This is a genomic window from Haloplanus litoreus (assembly GCF_045690335.1).
In the GTDB taxonomy this organism is placed as follows: domain Archaea; phylum Halobacteriota; class Halobacteria; order Halobacteriales; family Haloferacaceae; genus Haloplanus; species Haloplanus litoreus.
The window spans coordinates 2,195,137-2,217,992 of sequence record NZ_CP147874.1 but is presented as its reverse complement, the minus strand read 5'-3'; the positions used below and the strand labels follow the sequence as shown (position 1 = coordinate 2,217,992).

Annotated in this window: 20 protein-coding genes and 1 pseudogene; 4 read left to right on the top strand and 17 right to left on the bottom strand. The window is 67.3% G+C overall.

All coding sequences use genetic code 11. The features are described 5' to 3' along the window. Positions 1-230: 230 nt before the first annotated feature. From V8686_RS11895 to coaBC, 17 genes and pseudogenes are all read right to left on the bottom strand, one after another. Positions 231-1,472 (bottom strand): annotated as a pseudogene (locus tag V8686_RS11895) (ABC transporter ATP-binding protein); the annotation flags it as partial. After that, entirely contained in the window at positions 1,469-2,548 is a 1,080-nt protein-coding gene (locus V8686_RS11890) for an ABC transporter ATP-binding protein (RefSeq protein WP_379704401.1), read from the bottom strand. The pseudogene V8686_RS11895 and the gene V8686_RS11890, both read right to left, overlap by 4 nt. Next, positions 2,545-3,711, bottom strand: coding sequence for an ABC transporter permease (locus tag V8686_RS11885; RefSeq protein WP_379704400.1), 1,167 nt, complete (start codon positions 3,709-3,711; stop codon positions 2,545-2,547). The genes V8686_RS11890 and V8686_RS11885 overlap by 4 nt, the downstream gene beginning before the upstream one ends. Continuing rightward, positions 3,711-4,679 carry an ABC transporter permease gene (locus V8686_RS11880; RefSeq protein WP_379706554.1) on the bottom strand — a complete coding sequence of 323 codons (969 nt, stop codon included), beginning with the start codon at positions 4,677-4,679 and terminating at the stop codon, positions 3,711-3,713. The genes V8686_RS11885 and V8686_RS11880 overlap by 1 nt, the downstream gene beginning before the upstream one ends. 25 nt (positions 4,680-4,704) lie before the next feature. Then, positions 4,705-6,564 (bottom strand): ABC transporter substrate-binding protein, encoded by a 1,860-nt coding sequence (locus tag V8686_RS11875; RefSeq protein ID WP_407343970.1) that lies wholly within the window; start codon positions 6,562-6,564, stop codon positions 4,705-4,707. Positions 6,565-6,638: 74 nt separating this feature from the next. Then, the gene (hpt, locus tag V8686_RS11870; protein ID WP_379704396.1) at positions 6,639-7,205 is read right to left on the bottom strand and encodes a hypoxanthine/guanine phosphoribosyltransferase; all 567 of its coding nucleotides are present in this window, start codon (positions 7,203-7,205) and stop codon (positions 6,639-6,641) included. 97 nt (positions 7,206-7,302) lie between these two features. Continuing rightward, positions 7,303-7,734 (bottom strand): type IV pilin N-terminal domain-containing protein, encoded by a 432-nt coding sequence (locus tag V8686_RS11865; protein ID WP_379704394.1) that lies wholly within the window; start codon positions 7,732-7,734, stop codon positions 7,303-7,305. Between the two features lie 44 nt (positions 7,735-7,778). Next, positions 7,779-9,524, bottom strand: coding sequence for a Na(+)/H(+) antiporter subunit D (locus V8686_RS11860; RefSeq protein ID WP_379704392.1), 1,746 nt, complete (start codon positions 9,522-9,524; stop codon positions 7,779-7,781). Then, positions 9,524-11,293 (bottom strand): cation:proton antiporter, encoded by a 1,770-nt coding sequence (locus V8686_RS11855; RefSeq protein ID WP_379704390.1) that lies wholly within the window; start codon positions 11,291-11,293, stop codon positions 9,524-9,526. Before V8686_RS11855 ends, V8686_RS11860 begins: the two co-directional genes overlap by 1 nt. Beyond that, entirely contained in the window at positions 11,290-12,786 is a 1,497-nt protein-coding gene (locus V8686_RS11850; protein ID WP_379704388.1) for a proton-conducting transporter transmembrane domain-containing protein, read from the bottom strand. Before V8686_RS11850 ends, V8686_RS11855 begins: the two co-directional genes overlap by 4 nt. Beyond that, positions 12,779-13,144: a cation:proton antiporter subunit C gene (locus V8686_RS11845; RefSeq protein ID WP_379704386.1), complete on the bottom strand. Its 366-nt coding sequence runs from the start codon at positions 13,142-13,144 to the stop codon at positions 12,779-12,781. The genes V8686_RS11850 and V8686_RS11845 overlap by 8 nt, the downstream gene beginning before the upstream one ends. Then, complete coding sequence (locus tag V8686_RS11840) at positions 13,145-13,705, bottom strand: MnhB domain-containing protein (RefSeq protein WP_379704385.1); 561 nt, start codon at positions 13,703-13,705, stop codon at positions 13,145-13,147. It abuts the gene before it with no gap. Then, on the bottom strand, positions 13,702-14,238 hold the full coding sequence (locus V8686_RS11835; protein ID WP_379704383.1) for a DUF4040 domain-containing protein: 537 nt from the start codon (positions 14,236-14,238) through the stop codon (positions 13,702-13,704). The genes V8686_RS11840 and V8686_RS11835 overlap by 4 nt, the downstream gene beginning before the upstream one ends. After that, positions 14,235-14,573, bottom strand: coding sequence for a monovalent cation/H(+) antiporter subunit G (gene mnhG / locus V8686_RS11830; RefSeq protein WP_379704381.1), 339 nt, complete (start codon positions 14,571-14,573; stop codon positions 14,235-14,237). The genes V8686_RS11835 and mnhG overlap by 4 nt, the downstream gene beginning before the upstream one ends. Beyond that, entirely contained in the window at positions 14,570-14,851 is a 282-nt protein-coding gene (locus V8686_RS11825) for a cation:proton antiporter (protein ID WP_379704379.1), read from the bottom strand. The genes mnhG and V8686_RS11825 overlap by 4 nt, the downstream gene beginning before the upstream one ends. 1 nt (position 14,852) lies before the next feature. Continuing rightward, on the bottom strand, positions 14,853-15,920 hold the full coding sequence (locus tag V8686_RS11820; protein WP_379704377.1) for a monovalent cation/H+ antiporter subunit E: 1,068 nt from the start codon (positions 15,918-15,920) through the stop codon (positions 14,853-14,855). A 134-nt stretch (positions 15,921-16,054) separates the two neighbouring features. Continuing rightward, positions 16,055-17,218 (bottom strand): bifunctional phosphopantothenoylcysteine decarboxylase/phosphopantothenate--cysteine ligase CoaBC, encoded by a 1,164-nt coding sequence (gene coaBC / locus V8686_RS11815; RefSeq protein ID WP_379704375.1) that lies wholly within the window; start codon positions 17,216-17,218, stop codon positions 16,055-16,057. Positions 17,219-17,327: 109 nt separating this feature from the next. Here coaBC and V8686_RS11810 point away from each other — a divergent pair, with 109 nt between their 5' ends. The 4 genes from V8686_RS11810 to V8686_RS11795 all read left to right on the top strand — a co-directional run bounded on the left by V8686_RS11810 (position 17,328) and on the right by V8686_RS11795 (position 22,833). Then, positions 17,328-17,579, top strand: a complete 252-nt coding sequence (locus V8686_RS11810) for a hypothetical protein (RefSeq protein ID WP_379704373.1) — start codon at positions 17,328-17,330, stop codon at positions 17,577-17,579. 40 nt (positions 17,580-17,619) lie between these two features. Beyond that, positions 17,620-18,162 (top strand): type II toxin-antitoxin system RatA family toxin, encoded by a 543-nt coding sequence (locus tag V8686_RS11805; RefSeq protein WP_379704371.1) that lies wholly within the window; start codon positions 17,620-17,622, stop codon positions 18,160-18,162. Between the two features lie 155 nt (positions 18,163-18,317). Next, positions 18,318-19,655 (top strand): Trk system potassium transporter TrkA, encoded by a 1,338-nt coding sequence (gene trkA / locus V8686_RS11800; protein ID WP_379706552.1) that lies wholly within the window; start codon positions 18,318-18,320, stop codon positions 19,653-19,655. Positions 19,656-20,169: 514 nt separating this feature from the next. After that, entirely contained in the window at positions 20,170-22,833 is a 2,664-nt protein-coding gene (locus tag V8686_RS11795; protein ID WP_379704370.1) for an alkaline phosphatase PhoX, read from the top strand. The last annotated feature ends 23 nt before the right edge of the window (positions 22,834-22,856 follow it).

The following is a 22,856-nucleotide window of genomic DNA, read 5'->3' as shown; positions in this document are numbered from 1 at the left end:
GCGTCCCCTGCCAACAGCGAGTCGACGGCCGCCCCGACGGCACGCTCGGCGTCCGAGTCAGAGAGCGGTTCCGGGAGTCGGAACGCCGCCCGGACCGCGAGGCGGTCGACGCCTCCCTCACGGTCCGACTCCTCGGCACACCGCTCCCGCACCCGGTCGGTCACGGAGTCGATAGGTTCGTCCACGAGCGTCGCCACCCACACGCGGAACTCCTTGATCGCCGACCACTCGGACGCCGTGAGGTCGGTGGCCGTGGGCACTAGACCCGGGCGTTCGCGCCGACACACCGTCGGGAACGCCTCGGCGAGTCGGTCAGCCGCACCCTCCAAGTCGCCGACTGCGACCCGGTCGAGTGCCTCCGACAGCGCCGCCTCGGCCCGGGCATCGGGGAGTTCCGCCGGGACGTCGAACTCCTCGCGAATCGCGGCCCGCACCGCGGCCGGGTCGGCGTCCTTGGGGTCGTCGGTCGGCGAGACGTACTCGCGGACGGCCGCCACGTCGACGCCGGCCGAGACGACCCGCAGGCGGAGATTCAACACCGCTCGCCACGTCCCCTCGGTCAGTCCGTAGTCCTCGTCGGGGATCACCTCCGGACAGCGGGTGTGGAACCGACAGCCCGGCGGCGGATCGGAGGGACTCGGTACGTCGCCGGTGAGGCTCGTCCCCTGCCCCCGACGCCGTGGGTCGGCCACCGGTGTCGACCCAAGCAACGCCCTGGTGTAGGGATGTTGAGGGTCCTCGAACAACTCCGCCGTCGGCGCCGTCTCCACGATTTCGCCGAGGTACATCACCGCCACCCGATCACACACCTCGCGGACGACGCCCATGTCGTGGCTGATGACGAGGATGGCGAGCCCGAACGTCGACTGGAGGCGGTCGATCAGGTCGAGGATGTCCGCCTGCACGCTCACGTCGAGGGCGCTCACGGGTTCGTCGGCGACGATCAGATCGGGGTTGATGACGAGCGCTCGCGCCAGGCCGACCCGCTGTTTCTGCCCGCCGGAGAACTCGTGTGGGTAGCGGTCCATATCGGCGGCGTCGAGTCCCACGCGTTCGAGCAGGTCCCCCACGATGCGGCGGCGACGCTCCCGGTCGTGCATTCCGTGAACACGCAGGGGTTCGGCCACCGACTCGCCGATGCTCATCCGCGGATCGAAACTCGACGTGGGGTCCTGAAACACCATCTGGGCGCGTCGCCGGAACCGCTTCAGTTCCCGGTCGTCGTACGCGGTCACGTCCTCGCCGTCGAAGACGACGTGCCCGGCCGTCGGTTCCTCGAGGCGGAGCGCGGACGTCGCCGCCGTCGACTTCCCACACCCCGACTCGCCGACCAGCCCCAGCGTCTCGCCGCGGTCGACGATGAAACTCACCCCGTCGACGGCGCGGACCCGTCCCACCTCGTTCCGGAGGATCCCCTCCGTGACGGGGTAGTGCTTCTTCAGCCCCTCCACGTCGAGCAGCGGCCGACTCATCGTCCGGTCACCTCCTCGTCCGTGGACGTCCCCCCGTCGGGAGCGTGCGTGTCCTCCGCGGCCACGGCGTCCCCGTCGCCCCGAACGACCGACGGATCGCCGCCGGGTTCGTAGTGGACACAGGAGACGACGTGGTCCTCGTCGCCGTCGACCGGGGTATCAGCCGGCTGGTCGCCCTGCCTGCAGGCGTCGACCGCGTGGGCACACCGCGGGTGGAACCGACAGCCGTCCGGCGGGTCCGTCGGCGGGGGGAGGCGGCCGCCGATGGACGAGGTCCCGTCGCCACGCCCCGGCAAGCAGTCGAGCAACGCGCGGGTGTACGGGTGAGCGGGTCGTTCGAACACGTCGAAGACGCCGCCGCGTTCCATCACCTTTCCGGCGTACATGACGACGACGCGGTCCGCCACCTCTGCGACGACGCCGAGGTCGTGAGTGATGAGCAGGATGCTCATGTCGAACTCCGCCTGCAGATCCGAGAGGAGGCCGAGGATCTGGTTCTGGATGGTCACGTCGAGGGCGGTGGTCGGTTCGTCGGCGATCAGCAGGTCGGGATTGGTCGCGAGCGCCATCGCGATGGAGACGCGTTGTTTCATGCCACCCGAGAACTCGTGGGGGTAGTCGTCGAACCGGCGGGTCGCCTCGGGGATACCGACCCGATCCAGGAGGTCGACCGCGCGGTCGCGAGCCGTCTTTCGGGAGACGTCCTCGTGGAGTTTGACCGCCTCGACGATCTGCCAGCCGACCGTGTAGACCGGATTGAGCGCTCCCTGCGGGTTCTGGAAGACGTGGGCGATGCGGTCACCTCGGAGGTCGCGCATGGCCTCGTCCGAGAGCGTCGTGAGGTCCTGCCCGTCGAAGACGATTTCACCGTCGGTGATCTCCCCGGGCGGCATGCGGAGCAGGCGCGTGATCGACTCGCCGGTGACGGTCTTGCCGCTCCCGGACTCGCCGACCAGACAGACGGTCTCGCCGCGGTCGACGTCGAAGCTGACTCCGTCGACGGCGCGGACGACGCCCTCGTCGGTGTTGAAGACGGTGTGCAGGTCGCGGATCGAGAGCAGCGGATCGTCGGTCATGTTTCCTGCCTCGGATCGAGCGCGTCACGTAACGCGTCGCCCATGAAGTTGAACGCGAGGATGGTCGTAAAGAGGAACACGCCGGGGAACGTCGACACCCACCACGCGGTCGAGAGGTCGCTCCGTCCGTTGGCGATCACCTGCCCCCACGAGGGGACGGTCGGATCGCCGAGCGAGAGAAAGGAGAGCGACGCCTCGAAGAGGATGAAACCCGGGATCAACAGCGTCGCCGCCGTGATGACGCTGTTCGAGACGTTGGGGACGAGATGTCGACGGATGACGTAGAGCGTTCCCGCGCCCGCGCTCCGAGCAGCCGTGATGTACTCCTCCTCGGCCCGCTGGAGCGCCTCGGAACGGACCAGCCGTGCGATGGATCCCCAGCCCGTCAGCCCGAAGATAACGATGAACATGAACAGGCTCCCGCCGAAGAGGTAGGTGAGCAGGAGGTAGAGGAAGAAGGCGGGGAAGACGAGTTGGATGTCGACGTAGCGCATCAGAATCTCGTCGACCAGCCCGCTCCCGTAGGCGGCGACGGTACCGACGGCCGTGCCGATAGTCACCACCAGGAGCGTCGAAATCAACCCCACCTTCATGCTGACCTGCATCCCGTAGACGACCAACACGAGGATGTCCTTGCCGTCGCCGGTGGTCCCGAGCGGATGGGCCATCGTCCCGGTACAGCGGCCGTCCACCACGTCGCCGAGACAGTCCACCGGCACCGTCGCGTCGACGGTCGTGAAGACGGGCGGTTGGTAGGCCTGCTCTAGGGCGAGCGTTGGCTTCTCGAGCAAGAGCGGTCCGACGACGCCGACGAGGAAGACGACGAACAGGTAGCCGAGGCTGAGCACCGCCATCCGATTCTTCCGGAACTCCCGCCAGTAGTAGGCGGTCAGCCGCCGGTTGTCGTAGAGGGGGACGACGACGTAGAAGACGAGTGCGAGCAGCGTCGTCACGAACAGCCAGTCGAGTTGCGTGACGTTCCACTCGACGGGAAACGTGATCGTCGGCCTGCGCGACGGGAGGACGGCGTAGTCGTAGAGGAAGACGGCGACGACGCCGAGGGCGGTCAGGAGCGCCCAGCGGTCCCGACGGGACAGCGTGGAGAGCCGACTCCCCGTCTCCGCCCAGTCCACCGACTCGAAGGTGTCCGGGTCCCCGCTCATCAGCGATCACCGAAGTCGATCCGCGGGTCCAGAACCGTGTACGCTACGTCCTGTACGAGGTTGCCGATGACCGAGATGAACGTGAAGATGAGCGTCGTCCCGAGCACCAGCGACGTGTCCTGGGCGATGATCGCGTTGTACGAGAGTTGGCCCAGTCCGGGGATACCGAAGACCACCTCGACGAGGTACGACGCCGCGAGGAAGATGCCGAGGATATCGCCGACGAGGATGGTCATCAGGGGTACCGCCGCCGGCCGCAGGATGTGTCTGGTGAGTACGCGGTAGCCGTCCGCACCCTTCGATTTGGCCGTCTTGACGAACTCCGCCTCGACGTACTCCAGCGCCTCGGCTCGGGAGTAGCGCATCACGCCGGCGATGGTGCCGGTCACCAGAACGACCACCGGCAAGACGAGTTGCCGGGCCATCCCCAGACTGAAGAAGGGGAAGTCGGAGTCGAACACCACCGGGAACCACCCGAGTTGCACCCCGAAGACCAACAGGAGGATGATCCCGAACCAGAAGTTCGGGATGGCGTAGCCGAAGAAGGCGAAGAAGGTGGCTGCGTAGTCGGTCTTCGTGTACTGGTGAGTCGCCGAGTAGAGCCCGATGGAGAGGCCGAGCAGGATGGAGAGGATGGTCGTCGGCACGGAGTAGATGGCCGTGTACGGCAACGCGTTGGCGATGGCGTCGACGACCGGTTGGGAGCGACTCTGTGACCACCCCCAGTTCAGCGTCACCATGTTGTGCATGTACTCGCGGTAGCGAACCCACGGCGAACGGTCGAGGCCGCGCCGCGCCTCGAAGGCTTCCTCGGCCGCCTCCGCGGACCCGCCGCTGGCTGCGGCCTGGAACTGCATCTGTTCGGCGGCCGGGTTCGGTGTGATAGCGAGTAGTCCCCACGTTATCGAGAGGATGAGGTAAGTGGCGAACACCGCCCAGAGCACCCGCCGGGCCACGTACCAGCGCATGCTCACTGGTCAGGTCGCCCCCCGTTCACGCGAAGTACCACGTCTGGGAGTCCCACCCCGTGTTGAACTCCTCGTCGTAGCCCCGGACGTCCTCGGCGTATCCCGTCACGCTCGACGGCATGGCGAGGAAGCCGAAGGGTTGTTCCTCGTTGATGAGGCCGAACGCTTCCCCGAAAAGTTCGCGACGGCGCTCCTCGTCGGTCGTCGCGGACGCCCGCTCGTAGAGTTCGGAGATGTTCGCCTCGGGGTAGTAGCCGTAGAAGTTGATGCCGCCGCGTTCCTCGAAGAAGCCCTTGCTGGAGGCCGGCGTGAAGGGATACGTGTTGAACTGGAGGTTGATAGACATGTCCCACGACTCGGCGCTGGTGGCCACGTCGCGCGGGCCGCCGTTGAACACGCCCGCGGTCCACTCGGGGTCGGTTCCCTCCGGCGCCGACGTCTGGACGTAGTTACTCTGGAACGTCGACGAGGAGACGGCTTCGGGTTGGACGTCGATGCCGGCGTTCTCCCCGAACTCCTGGGCGATGAACTCCGCGATGGTGCTCTCGGTCGGTTGGCCGGAGTCGTAGTATATCGACAGCGTCACCTGCTCGCCGTCGTCGTCGACGAGTCGTTCCCCGTCGTAGGCGTACTCGGTGCCCGACAGTGCCGATTCGAGCCGGGACCGGGCCGTCTCCGGGCCGTACCGGTCGCCGACGCCGAACTCCGTCACCTCGCTGTCGTCGTACCACTCCGACCACTTCGGCTGCATCGTCTGAGCCACGTCCGCGTAGCCACGGAGCACGTTCTGGACGACGGTCTCTTTGTTCACGGCGAAGGCGAGCGCACGGCGAACCGCCTTCGAGCGGAACGGCTCCCACCCGTTCGCCCGCATGTTGTAGACGATCAGGCGGAGATACGGCTGGGGAGTGACGTTGACCGTCACGTTCGGGAGGTTCTCGAAGCGGTTGGCCTTATCCGGCGGGATACCTGCGGAGTGGACTTCGCCGGACTCCAGTGCGCCGAGACGCGTGCTCTCCTCGCTGATGACTCGAGTCGTCTGCTGTTCGAAGTACGGTGCCTCCCCGAACCGCTCGGGGACATCATCGACGTCCCGTAGGTAGTAGTCGTCGTTACGGGAGACGGTGTAGCGGGCGGACCGTTCCCACGTGTCGTAGGTGTACGGACCGAGGTTACCGGTGTAAGCCAGCGTGTTGAGTTCCTCGTCCTGCTGGAGTCCCTCGCTGTCTTGGCTCTCGACGTACTTCTCCAGAATCCCCTTCGGTATGCACTGCTGGCGCCACAGGATCGGTTTGAACGGCAGCGAGGGATCGACCTCGAACAGCCGAATCTCGAAGGTGAGTTCTCCGGTTTGCTCGACGGGAATCGGCTCCCGCTCCCCCGACTCGGGGTTCGTACGGAACCAGTCGTTCGCATTGGGATACCCGCTCCAGTTCGGCTGGGCCTGAAAGACGTTCTCGATCATGTAGACCCAGTCTTCGGCGGTCATCCGTCCGTAGCCCGCACCCCACTGTAGGTTGTCCCGGAGTTCTATCTCGTAGACGCGCCCGTCGTCCGTCGAGTAGTCGCCCCACAGCGGGAAGATTTCCCGATTCGGCTTGATCGCCCATATCCCGTCGAGGGTCGCGGTGACGAACGACCCCGACGTCGCGTCGGCGATGGTCAGCCAGTTGAGCGACTGGGCGTCGACACTCGACGCGGAGACGTAGCTCCCCTCGATGCTCCGCTGGCCGTTCTGGGCATCGGAACTACTCCCGTTCCCCGAACATCCCGCGAGACCGGCGACGCCCGTCGCCCCGAGGAGTTTCAACACGTCGCGGCGTCCCCGTCGTCCTCGACGATCCGCCGTTTCCGGAGTTCCCCGACGGTCGTTACCAGGCGGCATACCTTCTCAAAACGGCGGTGCGCACTAATACCCATCGGTCAGTAGAATCACCCGACTCCGTCGAGGTCAGGCGGCTACCCGTCGCCGTGTGGGTCGACGATAATGACTTCGCCGTCCTCGACGGTGACGTTGATGAGCGTCTTGACGCTGTAGCCCGCGTCGTCGAGATCGTTCGGTCCCGCCTTCTTGATGACCGCGACCACGTCGATCACCTCGGCTCCGATGTGTTCGAGGGCGTCGAGAATGGCCTTCATCGTCCCACCGGTTGAGAGCACGTCGTCGAGGACGAGGACGCGGTCACCCTCCTCCACGTCGTTGATGTACATCTCGCTCTCGGAGTATCCCGTCTGGGCCGAGAGTGACACCTCGCCGTCGAGACCGTACTGGCGTTTCCGGATGACGACCAGCGGAATGTCGGTCATGAGCGAGACGGCGGTGGAGATGTGGATGCCCATCGCCGCGGGGGTGACGATTTTGTCGATGTCCTCCAGATCCGCCTTGCGGATGATCTTGATGACGATTTCGCGGAGAAGTTCGGGACGGAGCATCGGAACGCCGTCACTGACGGGGTGGACGAAGTACTCGTACTCCCCTTTCTCGATGATCGGCGCGTCGAGAAGCGACTGCCGCAACTGGTCCATGTCGACCGTACCGGGGGTCGAGAATAAAAGGTGGCGATTCGTCGGCCGGCACCGCTCGAATGGGCGACTACGACGGCCCGACACGCCGACGCTGCGGTCACGTCGGCGCCCGCCGTCGGGCGATCACTGCCGACGCCTCCCCGTCGTCGCTCTGCCACCTGACACGAACCGTCTCCCCGTCCCAGGGGGCCCGACCGCCGCCCTCCTCGTGGACGAGCGTGACGTTCGTCCCCGACTCGATCGGTCCGTCGAGGTCGGCCCAGTCGTCGCCCGTGAGGGTGCCTTCGCTCACGCGTGTTCGTAACGTTCCGTCGGTGGTGACCGTGTTTCCACCCTCGTGGGTGATCGTCACGTCCGAGCCGCCGAACTCGAAGTCGAGTGCCATCTGTGGGATCCGCTCGTTGTTCGCCACTCCGAACGCGAAGACGCCGAGAATCGAGGCGACGACGACGGTGATGGCGACGAGGAGGACGGTCCCGACCACTTCGCTCTGGGCGTCCTCGGACGTCAGGAACCGCCACACCTGCATCGATTCGGCTCAGGACCCCGTCCAATAAAAAATATGTGGACGGGTTACACGACCCCCAGCAACGCCAGAGCGCCGCCGAGGACGAGCATCAGGATGAAGATACTCCCCCCGATGTTGGCGCGATAGCGCGAGAGGGCGGCGGGGTCGGCGCGGACCGCGGCGGCCCTGTCGACGAGCGAGACGACCACCCGGTCGACGGCCGCGTACGTCTCGGTGACGCCGACGACCAGTGCTCGGGTACCGTAGAAGACGAGCGGATTGTAGCCCGCGTCCACGTCGGGCACGCGCCCGACCTTCGACAGTGGCTTCTTCAGAACGACGAAGCCGACGACGCCGGCGGCGGCGAGGGCCAGACCCTCGACGATGTGGCCGACGGTGTAGGTGTGGTAGACGTGGGTAACGACGGTTTCGTCGGTCACGTCGAACGGGAGTAGGCTGAATAACGCACCGTCGAAGACGCCGTAGAACACACACAGTGCCGCAACTAGTATCATCGCAACCTGTTGTGGCCGCGGCGCCGGAGTCACGGGGTCGCCCTCGTACGGCCCGTGGAGGAAGGCGTAGTACCCGAACTTGATGAACGACAGGAACGTCCCGACGCCGCCGAGGAGGAGCAGCAACTCCAGCGTGTAGAAGTCGCCGACGACGAGCGGCCCTTTCACGAACGAGTAGTGGCTGGCGGAGATGACGATACCCTTGCTGACGAAGCCGTTGAAGCCGGGGAAGCCGGCGATGGAGAGCGCCGCGATGGTGAACGCGATGGCCGTCACGGGCATCTTCCGTGCGAGGCCGCCGAGGTACTTCAGGTTCTCCTCGCCGGTACTGTAGACGACGGCGCCGGCAGTCATGAACAGCAGGCTCTTGTAGAGGATGTGGTTGAACACGTGGCCGAAGGCGCCCGCCTGCGCTAGCGCGCTGCCGATACCGACGCCGGCGACCATGTAGCCGACCTGCGACTGGATGTGATAGGAGAGCAGGCGGCGCATGTCGTTCTGGAGGAGCGCAGCGGCGGCGCCGAAGACGGCCATCGCCCCGCCCATGTACGCGATCCAGAGGTGACCCTCCGGGAACGCCCGGTACATGGCGTAGACGCCGGTCTTGGTCGTGTAGACACAGAGGAAGACGCTCGCGGCGATGTGGGGCCGGGGATAGGTGTCGGGGAGCCACGCGTGCAGGCCGATGAAGCCGACGTTGACGCCGATACCCACCGCGGCGAGTACCTGCGGCACCGTTCCGACCATGCCGTCGGCGGCGGTGAAAAGGAAGGAGCCGACGGACACGTAGTGCCACGCGATGGCACCGAGGACGAGACTACCGCCGATGCCGTGCAGGACGGCGTACCGGAAGCCCGCGCGGACGGCCTTCCCGCCGTAGTCCCAGACGAGAATCGTACTCGTCACGGCCATCAGCTCCCACCACACCACCATCGTCAGCCAGTCGCCGGCGAAGACGGCGCCGAGGCTGGAGCCGACGTAGGTGAGCGCGTAGGCGGTCTGTCTGTTGCTCGCGTCCGTCGCCCACGAGTAGGCGACGGCGACGGTGGCGATGAACGCGAAGACGAGGCCGACGACCCGCGAGAACGGGTCCACCTGGAAGAAGACGGCGTCGAAGCCGAACAGCGTCCCGGCGAAATGTGTCCCCTGCGGGACGACCCAGATCCAGACGGTAACGAGCGCGGTCGTGAGGCCGCCGACGAGGTGGCCGAGGCGGCGGCCGGCCACGCCGGCCACGAACGCCGCGGCGAGGACCAGGAGCCCGGGCGGCACGGCAGTGAGCGGATCGGTGGCCATCAGACGGCCACCCCCGTCGCCGCGGTGACGATGACCTTCACGAGTCGCAGGAAGACCGCAGTCCCCGGAATCACGCCGAGAACGACGGCGCCCGTCATCGCCGCCAGGATCGGCCCGAGCATGAACCAGGTGCTCTCGCCGCCCAGCCAGTCACGACGCTCCCACCCACCGGCCGGCGGACCGCCGTGGTGACCATCGTGGTCGTCCGCGTGCCCACCGTCGGACTGGTAGTCCGACGAGGACCCGCTCGCCTCGTTTACCTCGCTCGCGTGCCCACCGTCGGACTGGTAGTCCGACGAGGACCCGCTCGCCTCGTTTACCTCGCTCGCGTGCCCACCGTCGGTCACGGGATCGGGTTCGTAGACCGACTCCTCGGGCAGGATCGACCGCGTCTCGCCGCCGAGGGAGAACTCCACGAGCGGCTTCGCGTCGTGGTCGTCCTCGCTCTCGAAGAAGGCCTGGTAGAAGACCGGCCAGAAGTACGCGATGTTGAGGACGCCCGAGAGCAAGAGTACGACGGCGAAGACGGGTTGACCGGCGCCGACACTCCCCAGCAGGAGATACCACTTGCTGACGAAGCCGGCGACGAGCGGGATGCCGGCCATACCCGCGGCGGCGACGCCGAAGGCGAGCATCGTCAGCGGCATCCGTTTGCCGATGCCGGCCATCTCGCTGATGTCGTCGGTGTGGGTCTCGACGTGGATGGCGCCGGCGGTAAAGAAGAGGGTGAGCTTCATGAACGCGTGGGCGGGGATGTGGAGGAGCCCACCGACGATGGACTGCGGGTCGAGAATCGCGATACCGAGGACGATGTAGGAGAGCTGACTCACCGTCGAGAACGCCAGCCGCCGCTTGAGGTTGTCCTGGCGGAGTGCGATGACGCTCGCGAGGAGGAGGGTGGCAGCGGCGACGACGGCGAGGGGCAAGCCCATGCCGAGCGTCCCCGTCAATTCGACGCCGTAGACGTCGAGGACGACACGGGCGATGCCGAACACCCCACTCTTGACGACGGCGACGGCGTGGAGCAGGCCCGAGACGGGCGTTGGCGCCACCATCGCGTCGGGGAGCCAGGAGTGAAGCGGCATGAGCGCCGCCTTGACGCCGAATCCGCCGATGAGCAGGACGAACGCCGCTCGCGCGAGGATCGGATCGGCGGTGGCGAGGGCAGCGATGCCACCCGCGGTGAAGTCGGTGGTGCCGGTCATCGTCGCGACGAGCACCGTCCCCGCGAGGACGGCCACCCCGCCGCCGAAGGTGTAGGCGAGGTACTTGCGGCCGGCCGCCCGCGCCTCGGCCGTCTCGTCGTGGGTGACGAGCGGATACGTGGCGACCGTCAGGAGTTCGTAGAAGACGAACGTGGTGACGAGGTTGGCGGCGAAGGCGACGCCGAGGGCGGCGGCGACGCTCGCGGCGAACGCGGCGAAATAGCGGGTCTGATCGCCCTCGTCGAGGCCGCGCATGTAGCCGATGCTGTAGAAACTGGTCACCAGCCAGAGCAGGCTGGCGACGGTGGCAAAGAGCATACCCAGCGGGTCCGCACGCAGGGAGAGTTCGACGCCGGTGACGAGCGTCCCGAGGTTCGAGACGCGGACCGTCCCGGAGAGTGCCCCGGGAAGCATGCTGGCGACGAGGGCGAAGGAGCCGCCGGCCGCGAGGACGGTCCACCCCTCGCGGAGGTTCGGCCGACGGGCGGAGGCGAGGATCGGTACCACGGCGACCGCCGCGACGGCGACGGCCAGAGCCGGTCTGAGTGAGGCGATGTCGGTCATGACGAGAGAAGCGTGTCGATGGTCGGTTGGAGCGCGGTCCCGAGTTCGGTGACGGCGAGGCCCATGACGACGGCGACGACGCCGGCGCCGATCACGAGAGCGAGCGCCCGGCGACTGGGCCGCGACGGTCGGTCGCGGCCGTCGCTCCCGCCGTCGGTCGCCGCCTGCACGCTCGCGGAGGCCGGTGCGACGAACATGCGCTCGACGAGGAGCGCGAAGTAGGCGAGCGTCAGGAGCGTGGACGCGAAGATGACGACGGCGACCGGCCACGACCCCGCCCGGACGGCGCCGAGTGCAATGTACCACTTGCCCGCGAAGCCGACGGCGGGCGGGACACCCACCATCGCGAGCATGAGGACGGCGCTCGCGCCCCCGAGGACGGGGAAGCGATCCGCGAGGCCGGCGTACTCGTCGACGGTCCGCGCGCCGGTCAGATCGGCGACGGCGCCCGCCGCGACGAACAGGCCACCCTTCATGATCGCGTGTCCGAGGAGGTGGACGACGGCACCGAAGACGGCCGCCGGCGTTCCGATGGCGATGCCGACGACGACCAGGCCGTACTGAGACACCGAGGAGTACGCGAGCATCCGCTTGACTTCGGACTGCGCGACGGCGAGGACGCTCCCGACGACGATGCTGACCGCCGCGAAGGCGACCAAGGCCTCGCGGGCGACGGGAACGGCCTCGAAGAAGGCCGGCGTGTAGACGGTGTAGACCAGTCGCAACAGGGCGTAGACGGCCACCGTCGAGACGAGTGCCGCGATCAGCGCACTCACGCTGTCCGGGGCGTCACCGTAGGCGTCGGGCTGCCAGGTGTGCAGCGGGAACAGCGCCGTCTTGGTCGCGAGACCGACGACGATGAAGCCGAAGGAGGCGAGCACGAGCGGCGAGTCGTAGCCCACTCGCGCCAGTTCGACCGAGAGGTCGGCCATGTTGAGCGTCCCCGTCGCCACCAGCGCGTAGCCCACGCCGAGCAGGTACAGGGAGGCCGCGACGGTACCGAACAGCAGGTACTTGAGCGCCGACACCGCCGACCGACCCGTCCCGGCCGACGCGACCAGCGCGTAGGTCGCAAGCCCCGTGATTTCGAGGAAGACGTAGAGGTTGAACACGTCGCCCGTGACGGCCATCCCGGACAACCCGGTGACGAGCAGGAGGTACTCGGTGTAGAACGCGGTTCCCCCCGGTTCGTCCTCGGCCACGAACGCCAGCACGGCGAGTGAGACGACGGCGACGAGAGCGAGCACCACCGCCGACAGGCCGTCGACGACGAGTTCGATGCCGTACGGCGCAACGAAGCCGCCGACGTCGGCGGAGAGGGGGCCCTGGGTGATGGCGGTCGATCCGAGCCAAACCGCGAGGGCCGTCTGTACCCCGAGAACCACCCAGGCGACGAGCGCCGGGCCGCGGGCCGTCACCAGCCCCGTCGCCACGGCGAGTAGCGCACCGAGCAGGGGGATGGCGACCAGCAGGGGGAGGTAGGCGTCAGTCATTCGCCAGCACCTCCTCTAGGGTGTCCTCGTTGATGGTGCCGTAGCTCTCGTAGATGCGCACGACGAGGCCGAGGGCCACGGCGGTGAGGCTCACTCCGACGACGATTGCGGTCAGGATCAGGACGTGCGGAAGCGGGCTGACGAACGGCCCGCCACCACCGCCGCTCTGGACGACGGGTGAGCGGCCACCGGTGCGGAAGGCGGCCGAGATGAAGAACACGAAGATGCCCGTCTGGAACACGTTCATTCCGATGATCTTCTTGACGAAGTTGTCGCTCTCGATCATGACGTAGGCGCCGATGGCGAGCAACGCCACGACGGTGAGGTACGTGTACTTCGTCGTCAGGAGTTCGATCATCTAGCGATCCGCCTCCGTGCCGGGTTCGGTCGCGTCGCGGGCGGTGTCGACACCGGTTCCGAGCAGGAAGAACAGGCCGGTGATGACCCCGGCGACGACGATACCGATACCCAGTTCGACGAGTTCGATGCTGTACTTACTGCCATGGTGGACGAGCGTCTCGTATCCGGAGATCTGCAGGAAGGTGTCGCCGACGAGGTAGCCGCCGAATCCGATGGCGAGGAAGGTACCGAGTCCCCCGAGGACGAGTCCGGCGAGGTGGTAGTTCCGCAGTCGCGTGGCGATGGGTTCGATGCCGAACGCGAACCCGAGCATGACGACGGTGGTCGCGGCGATAACGCCGCCTTGGAACCCGCCGCCGGCGGAGCTGGCTCCGTGGAACATGACGAACACCCCGAGCGTCAACACGAATGGAGCGATCACCCGGACCGTCGTCATGATGATGGTGCTCTCGACGGACGGCGGCCGGTCCTCGGCGGGGCGCGTGAGGCGGCCGTCCGCCCCGTCCGCCCCGTCCCCTTCGCCGGCGTCGTCCTCGGACGACGGGGATCGTTCGCTCATACGAACGCCTCCCGTCGGAGGACCAGCAGCATGGCGATGCCGGCGGCGAAGACGACGGCCGCCTCGCCCAGCGTGTCGAAACCACGGTAGCCGACGAGGACGGCCGTGACGACGTTCGTCACGCCGGTCTGGTCGTAGGCGTTGTCGAGGTAATACTGACTCACTCCGCCGCTCAGAACCGGCGTCCCTGACGCCCCGACGGGGGGTAGCGCCGGGACAGTCGCGCCGACGGTGACGACGATGGCCACGACGGCCAGCAGCGAACGAAGGCTGATCCCCTCGAACCGCTCCGAGCGCGAGACGGAGGTCCGAGCGATGGTGAGCAGAAACAGCACCGTCGTGATGCCAGCCCCGACGGCCGCCTCGGTGAGCGCCACGTCGGGTGCTCGGAGGAACGCCCAGAGGACGGCCACTCCGAAGCTGTAGCCGGCGAAGGCGACGATGCTGCCGACCACGTCCCGGAGCAGCGCGGCTGCGAGCGCGCTCCCCAGCATGAACAGCAACACCATGGCGACGGGGACGGAGAGGCTCACTGTCGCTCCCCTCCGGTGGCGTCGTCCCAGGACGCCTCCTCGCCGACCGGTTCGACTTCCTGTTCCCTGCCCGCGCGGGCGATGGCGTGGGCGGCGGTCGGACTCGTCAGGAACAGGAACAGGAGCAGGAACACCATCTTCATCGACTCGGTGGAGGCCCCGAGGGCGGTGGCCGTCCCTGCGATGGCCAGCACCGAGCCGAGGGTGTCGCTCTTCGAGGCGGCGTGGAGCCGCGAGTAAAGGTCGGGGAGGCGGAGCAGCCCGACGGTGGCGACGAACCCGAAGAAGGTGCCGCCGAGAACGAGCGCGGCCGCGAGATACTCGACGGGAGTCATATGACGCCACCCCACTCGACGGTGAACTTCGAGACGGCGATGCTCATGACGAAGTTGAGGAGAGCGTACACCAGCGCCACGTCGAGGTAGCCGTACTCGCCGAGCGCGACGCTCACGAGGGCGATGACGATGACGGTGTTCGTCCCGACGACGTTGATGGCGACGATGCGGTCCTGGGTGGTCGGGCCGCGGACGACCCGGTAGAGCAGGACCACCGCGAAGAACGCGAACGCGCCGGCGGCGCCGAGAAAGAGCGTCGAGAGGGTCTCGGAGACCATCTCAGGACCCCCCATCGTCGTCGCGGCGTTCGAACGGCGACGGGATGCGTGCGGACTCGCGGCCGTAGAAGACGAAGCGAACGAGGCGCTCCAGCGTGCCTTCGAGCAGGTCGTCCTCCGCGTCGGGGATCAGGGCGTGGACGATGAAGTGCTGGCGACTCACGTCGACGGTCAGCGTCCCCGGCGTCAGCGTGATGGAGTTCGCGAGCGTCGTAACCGGCATGTCGCCCCACACCGCGGCGTCGAACTCGACGGTTCGCGGGTCGATCGGGAGTTTCGGGTGGAGGACGACGTAGGCGAGCGCGAAGTTGGCCTTCGTAATCTCCCAGAGCAGGATCGGCGCGTAGGCGGCCATCCGGAGGACGGTGGCCCCGACGTAGCCGAGACGCGGGAGCTCGCCTTTCATCGTGACGCGGGCGAGCGTCAGCGTTACCACGCCGGCCGTCGCGGCGCCCGTAGCCAGTTCGTAGCCGTCGGTGACGTGCCACCCGCCGATGGCGAGGTAGAACAGCAACGAGGCGGCGTAGACGACGAAGAACTCGGGGAGTCCGATATCGGTGAAGGGGAGTCGACGGCTGGTCCGTCGGGTTACTGGCGCCTCCAGCACGTCGAAACCACGCTCCGCGAGTTCTTCCTCGAAGGAGCGCAGGATCGGGACGTTCCCGCCGGGACGGAACGAGGGGTCGACGACGATCCGACCGACCTCGTTCGCGTCGGCGTATCGGGCGATCACATCGGCGAAGTCGCCGGGGCTGAAGACGTACTCACTCGTGCCGACGGTGGCCGACTCGAAGGCGACGGTCCTCGCCTCGTCCTCGCCGATCAACTCGTCGAGGTCCTCTTCGGCCCAGGCGACGACCCGATCCAGCAGCGACGACGCCGAGACGACGTTCTCCCGATCGGTCTCGTAGCTGCGCCAGCGTGCGGGAAAGACGAAGTGCACGGTCGCGCCCTCGCCGGCCGAGGCGGCAGCCTCGTGGGCTCGTTCGACCGCGTAGGTTACGGTCCGTCGAAGCGTCTCCGAGTCGCCGACCGGGACGAGTACGTCCCGGTCGTGGTCAGCCGCCATCCGGCGGTCGACCTCCGGCGACCCGAGCGGTGGCTCCCCCGTTCATTCTTGTCATCGTGTAGGCTTCGGTTCCGCTTTCATAACTATTGCTATACCGCCAGCACCCCCGCTCGAACCGCGGTTCCCGTCCATCGTCAGTCGAGTACCGCGACGAGTTCGTCGGCGACGCGGGCGCCGAGGCCCGCCTTCGACCCCGTGTACCGAGCCACGTCGTCCGTACCGACGATCAGTGCCCGGGTGTCGTCCGCACCCATCACCGAGGCGTCGTTGGCGACGACGAACGCGAGATCGACCCGGTCGCGGAGGGCACGCGCCCGTTCGACCATCGCCTCGTCGTCGCCGCCCGTCTCCGCCTTGAACCCGACCATCGGGAGGTCCGGGTGGTCGGCCCGAATCGTATCGATGAGTTTCGGCGTCGGTTCCAGTTCGAGGGTGATCGACTCGCCCGACCGGATCTTCTCGGGCGCGGAGTCGAGGGTGAAATCGGAGACGGCGGCGGCGGAGACGAGGGCGTCCGCCGAATCGTCGTCGGCGACGGCCGCCACCACCGCGTCGAGCATCTCCGCGGCGCTCTCGACGGTGCACACGTCGGCGTAGTGAACGTCCGGGCCGTCGTGGACGAGGGTGACGGACGCGCCGCGGACGTGACAGGCGCGGGCGACGGCCCGCCCGGTTCGACCGGAGGCGCGGTTGGAGAGCGTCCGGATCGGATCGACCGACTCCGTGGTTGCGCCGCTGGTGACGACGACGTGCCGACCCGCGAGGGGATCCGGCGTCGTCGCGCGGGCGACGGCGGTGACGATGGCGGCTTCGCTCGCGAGTTTGGCCTTCCCCTCCTCGATCCGCGGATCGACGAAGTCGACGCCCCAGGATTCGACGCGGTCGATGGCGTCCAGCACCCCGGGGTGGTCGTACATCGGTTCGTGCATCGCGGGCGCGACGACGACGGGGATGTCCGCGCCGAGGGCTGTCGTGGCGCACGTGGTCACGGGCGTATCGTCGACGGCGGCAGCCACCTTCCCGACGGTGTTGGCGGTGGCGGGAGCGATCAACAGGACGTCCGCCCACCCCTCACGCCCACAGAGGTCGACGTGTTCCACCGCCCCCGTCAGTTCCGTCACCGGCGGCGTCTCGGTGGCGAACTCCACCGCCCAGGGATGGACGATACCCCGGGCGCCGTCGGTCAGCACGGCGCGTACGGACGCGCCGTGTCGCCGGAGTTCGTGGGCGAGTTCCACCGTCTTCACGGCCGCGATGCTCCCCGTCACTCCGAGCGCGACGTGTGTCCCCTCGAGCATTCGTCTCCACTTTCGTGGCGAGGGTCTTAAGGGTCGGCCGTCCGAGCGGCGGTGCAACGCGCGTCGCCGCCACCGAAACCCGTTTTCCGGTGGCCGGCGTACGTCGCCCGTGACCCGCGAATCGGAACTGATGCTCTACGCGCTCCTCGCCCTCCCCGCCGCAGTCGTCGGATTCGTGCTCCTCCTGATGGGTCCGGTCGGCTGGTTCGTCGCTGGCTTCCTCGGTATCGCGGTCATCGGGGTGGCGGCGATGCGCGGCGAGTCGAACGACGGCGACGACCCGGACCGGACGAACTGCACCCACTGCGGGTCGCGGACGGCCGCGGACGATGCCTGTGAGTACTGCGGCGAACCGCCGTAGCCCGCGGAACGCTTACGCCGCCGTGGTCCAACGGGGCCACGTGGACCGCATCCACGTCAGTACGGTGGTCTGTCTGCCACCCGAGGAGGTGTACGACTTCCTCGTCGACTTCCCGCGGTACGCCCGGTACTCGGAGCACCTGACGGACGTACGCGCCGAGGGAGACGGGTCGCCGGGAACCCGGTATCGCCTCCGGTTCGCCTGGTGGAAAATCACCTACACGGCGCACACGGAAGTGACGGACGCCGAGCCACCGATACGACTCGACTGGCAGGTCGTCAAGGACGTCGACGCCCGTGGCCGGTGGCGGGTCGAACCACTCGACGAAGTGCCGGCCACCCTGCCGGACGAGGAGGGGCCGGTCTGTCGTGTCCACCTAGAAGTCGAGTTCGAACCGGGCTCGGTCGGCGGGGGCGTCCTCGACCTACCCCGGTTCGTCTCCCTCGACTGGGTAGTCGGGAAGGTGACGCCGATTCTGGTCGAGGAGGCCGAACGGGTGGTCGAGCGAATCGTGGCGGACGTCGAGGGCCGGCACCGCGAGGTTCACCTCGTCGTCCACGAGGAGCCGAGCGGTGTGGGGTGATACGGACGGTCGTCCCTGTGTCCCGACCGTCGCCCTCACCGTGTTCGGCGACGGCTGGTACTGCCTTACAACAGTCCGTGTGAGAAGCCACAAAGCGAAATCGTGAAACCGTGGGCGCGACGACTCGGGCGTATGCACACCGGGAGCGGACGAGCGTGCGTGTGATCATCGTCGGAGCCGGACAGGTCGGGTCGAGCATCGCGGCTGACCTGGCCGACGCCCACGACATCGTGGTCGTGGATCGTGACGGCGACCGGGTCGAGGATCTGACGTACTCGCTCGACGTGCTGACCGTGCAGGGCGACGGTACGTCGCTGTCGACGCTGGAGGAGGCCGGCGTCGACGACGCCGACATGGTCATCGCCAGCACCGACAACGACGAGACGAACATCGTCATCTGCGCGACGACGCGTGCGGTGAGCGACGCCTTCACCGTCGCCCGCGTGAAGAATACGGAGTACCTGCGGACGTGGGAGCGTTCGGAGCGGGCGTTCGGTATCGACTTCATCGTCTGTACGAACCTACTCGCCGCGGAGTCGATCGTCCGGGTGGTCGGTATCCCGGCCGCCCGCGACGTGGACTCCTTCGCAGGCGAACGCGTCCAGATGGCGGAGTTCGAGATACCATCCGGCAGTCCGGTGACCGACCAGACCGTCGCGGAGGCCGACCGATTCGACGACCTGACCTTCGCCGCCATCCTTCGGGACGGGGAGGTGGAACTCGCCCGTGGCCCCTCCGTGCTCCGGGATCACGACCGAGTGGTCGTGATCGGCAACCCCGAGGCAGTCCAGGAGTTCGCGACGATCATCGCGCCGGAGGAACGCCCGGGGACGGCCGAGGAAGTCGTGATCGTCGGGGGCAGCGAAATCGGCTACCACGTGGCCCGTCTGCTCGGCGAACGGGGATTCAAACCCCGCCTGATCGAACAGGACCCCGAGCGCGCCCGCCACCTCGCCGAGATGCTCCCCGACACGGTCGTGATGGAGAGCGACGCCACCGACATGGAGTTCCTGGAGCGGGAACACGTCGGCGACGCCGACTTCGTGGTCGCAGCGCTCGGCTCCGACGAAAAGAACCTGCTGGTGTCGATGTTGGCGCGACGGCTGGGTGTCGACCGGACCGTCGCCATCATCGACACGTCGGAGTACGTCGACCTGTTCGAAGCCGTCGGTGTGGACGTCGGGATCAACCCGCGGGAGGTAGTCGCCGAGGAGATCACGCGGTTCACGCGGGACGGCGGCGCCGAGAACATCGCCATCATCGAGAGCGACCGGGCGGAAGTGCTCGAAATCGAGGTGGACGAGGCGAGCATCCTCGCCGATCGGCCCATCCACGAGTCGGTGACCGACCTGCCCGACGGCGTCGTCATCGGCGCCATCACCCGCGAGGAGAGCCTGATCACGCCACGGGGGGATACGGTGATTCACCCCGGAGACCACGTCGTCGTCTTCCTCGACGCCTGCGTCGCCGACGACGTGACCCCGTCGCTGTGACGGTATCAGCGGCGGAAGTGCCGCCGGTCGTCGGCCCCCTCGAGGACGAATCCGTCGCCCCGTTTCAGGTCACCGAGGTGGACCCCGTCGCCGCCACCTTCGGCAACGTGATCCCCGATCGGGTCTCGTCTCGTCTCGTCTCGTCGGCCCGACGGATGGCTATCTCGATTTCCCGTCGCTCTCGAACCCATTCCGCGCCGGACCGGTGTCGCTCGGTCGTCCGGGGATCCTACCGGGGCCGGCGATATCACCCGTGAAAACTGGGCGCGCAGATTTATATACTGAATCCCGGTAGCAGCAGGTGCGACGAAGCCGTTGCACGGGCGGCCGCTCACGCGTCGCTCGCGACGACTCGGTCGTTGGATGGGATCCAACGGGGGCTTTTGTACGCGTGTGAACGGTGGGGGTGCCGTCCTGTGAGGGACGTCGACACACCCCCTCCTCCACAGTTTCGTTTCGGCGATGTACGTCTCATATAAAACTCCATTACTGCGGTCTCCGGCCGTTCTCCCGTATGGTCGATCTGACTCGGCGAACGCTGATGGCAACGTCTACGGCTGCGGCGCTCGGCGCGAGCGTCGCCGGAGTGGCACGCGGCGAGGACGTTCCGGAATCGGATACACCCGGCGCCCCGAGCGTCGAGGGGAGCCTCAAACGACTCTCGACGACGGCGTTCGGGGCGGAGGTTACCGGCCCGTTCGTCTTCGACGACGGCTCGCTCCTGTACAGTCTCCAGCACCCGGAAGCGGGTAACACGGAGCCATTCGACCGCGCGGCGGTCGGGTATTTCCGCGATTTCCAGTTCGAGTTCGACGGGAACAACGACGACTTCGACGAGGTCGGCATCCCGGACACCGAGGAGAAACAGCGGGAGGTCCGCTCCGAGGTCGGCGACTACGTGATCCTGTTCCAGGGTCGAGAGCCGATCGACGGCGGCGAGGAGCGCCTCGGCGTCACTCGGACGCCGGACGGGGTCGATATCACACTGGACAACTTCGCGGGAACGCAGTACGGCGGCGCCGGGACCAACCCCGACTGCAACCAGTTCGTCCCGACGGACGAGGACGGCACCGCGGGCTACCTCTTCACCAACTGGGAGAACAGTCCCGGCTGCATCTCCCGAATCTTCATCAGTCGGGACGAAGAGGGAGAGTGGAGCGCCGATCCCGAGGACGCGATGAACCTCGCGAACACCGCGGCGTTCCGCGAACTCGGTGGGACGCGGATCAACTGCTACGGCGACCTCAGTCCGTGGGAGACGATGATCTCCTCGGAGGAGAACTACGCCCACCCTCGTGTTTCACTGACCAATACGGTCGGTGACGTCGTCGAGGCCGGGAGCGGCGAGGGTATCCTCGGTGCGAATCACTTCTGGAACCGACCGAATCCGAGCGAAATCTCCGACGCAGTCGGTGCGTACGCCGAGGCGGGGGATCTCGACGACTCGTGGTACGTGCAGGGGTCCTGGGCACTCACCGGCGTCGAGTTCCTCGCGTACTACCTCGGTGCGGACCGATCCGATCAGAGCGGCGCCACCAACCTGGCGACTACGGTCATCGACGACGTCTACCCGAACCCCTATCGGTACGGCTACCACGTCGACATCCGGAACCCGACCGCCGAGACGCCCCAGCCGGTCAAGTACTGGGTGATGGGACGGGCCGCCTGGGAGGCACCCGACATCCAGGGCGACGAACGGACCGTCTACGGCTGTTCGGACGGCGACAGCAAGGGGATCTACAAGTTCGTAGCCGACGATCCGATCCCGAGCTACGGGGACACGGACGACATCGCGGGGACGCTCTACGCCCCGAAGATCACGAACGACGCCGCAAACGCCGCGGAAGCCGGCCAGCGCAACTCCCCGGCGAACACGCCGCTCGAAGTCGAGTGGATCGAACTCGGCCACGCCACGAACGGGGAGGTCGAATCCTGGATCGCCGAGTACGACGACGTGACGCAGGCCGACTACCTCGACGCTCACGCCGAAACCGACTGGCGGGACGACCCGGCAGCCGCCATCCGCGAGGCCGACCTCGAAGTCATCGAGAACGGGAACCGAAACTACATCACGGACGAGGAGATCGTCGAGTGGGCCGCCCAGTACGAGGCGGATGGCCCCGACGACGTCGACGAGAAGCTGCGTCGCGTCCCCTTCCTGGAGACCCGCGCGGCCGCAAAGGAGATCGGCGCCTCGATCGAGTTCAACAAGGCCGAAGGCGTCGACAGCGTCGACGGCTCCGAACCCGGAGACTTCGTCTACTTCGGCATCTCGGAGTTCAACGACGCCCTCGCGGACGACACGGGCGACGTGCAGATGGATCGCGTGGACGGCGGCGTGGTCTACCGCGCGGAACTCGAACCCAACTACGACGTCTCGACGCTCGAACCCGTAATCACGGGTCCCGACTTCACCGACGGCCCACAGGACGCCGACGACGCGCTTCGGAACATCGACAACGTCTACACGATGCGCGACGGGCGCGTCATCTGTTGTGAGGACGGCTTCGGCGGTCCCGCCCGTTCGTACCCCAACGACGGTCTCTACGTCTTCCAGCCGAACGTCACGCTGGACGTGGATTCGATGGCCGTCGGCTACGGCGCGACCGGCACCGCGCAACTGGCCGCCTCCGCGCTCCCGACCGGCATCTCCGGGGCCGAGATCACCGTCTCGGTCACGAACCCCGAGGTGGCGTCCATCACGGATGTCTCCTTCCCCGACACCCTCGGGCTCACCGAGAGTTCGATCAGTTCGGACGGCTCCTCGGCGACGCTTCGCTTCGCCGACGTCGACGGCAACGTGGAGGCCGGCGGCCGCGACATCCCCGTCGCCTCGCTGACACTCCGCGGCGTCGACACCGGTACGACCGACCTCGCCATCGAGGTCACACGGATGGACGACGAGAGTGGACACACCATTGGCGTCGAGGCCCGCGAGGGCGTCCTCGTCACTGGACCGCCGACGGTCAGCGGCGGGAGTGCCCCGACCGATCCCGACGGCGACGGCCTCTACGAGGACATCAACGGGAACGGACGGCTGGACTACGAGGATATCGAGATGCTGTTCAGCAGTTTCGACGCCGACAGCGTCACGATGAACAAGTCCGCCTACGACTTCAACGAGAACGGCCGTCTCGACTTCGACGACATCGTGAGCCTCTACGACGAGGTCAACTAACCGACCCCGCCACGCGGACCCGG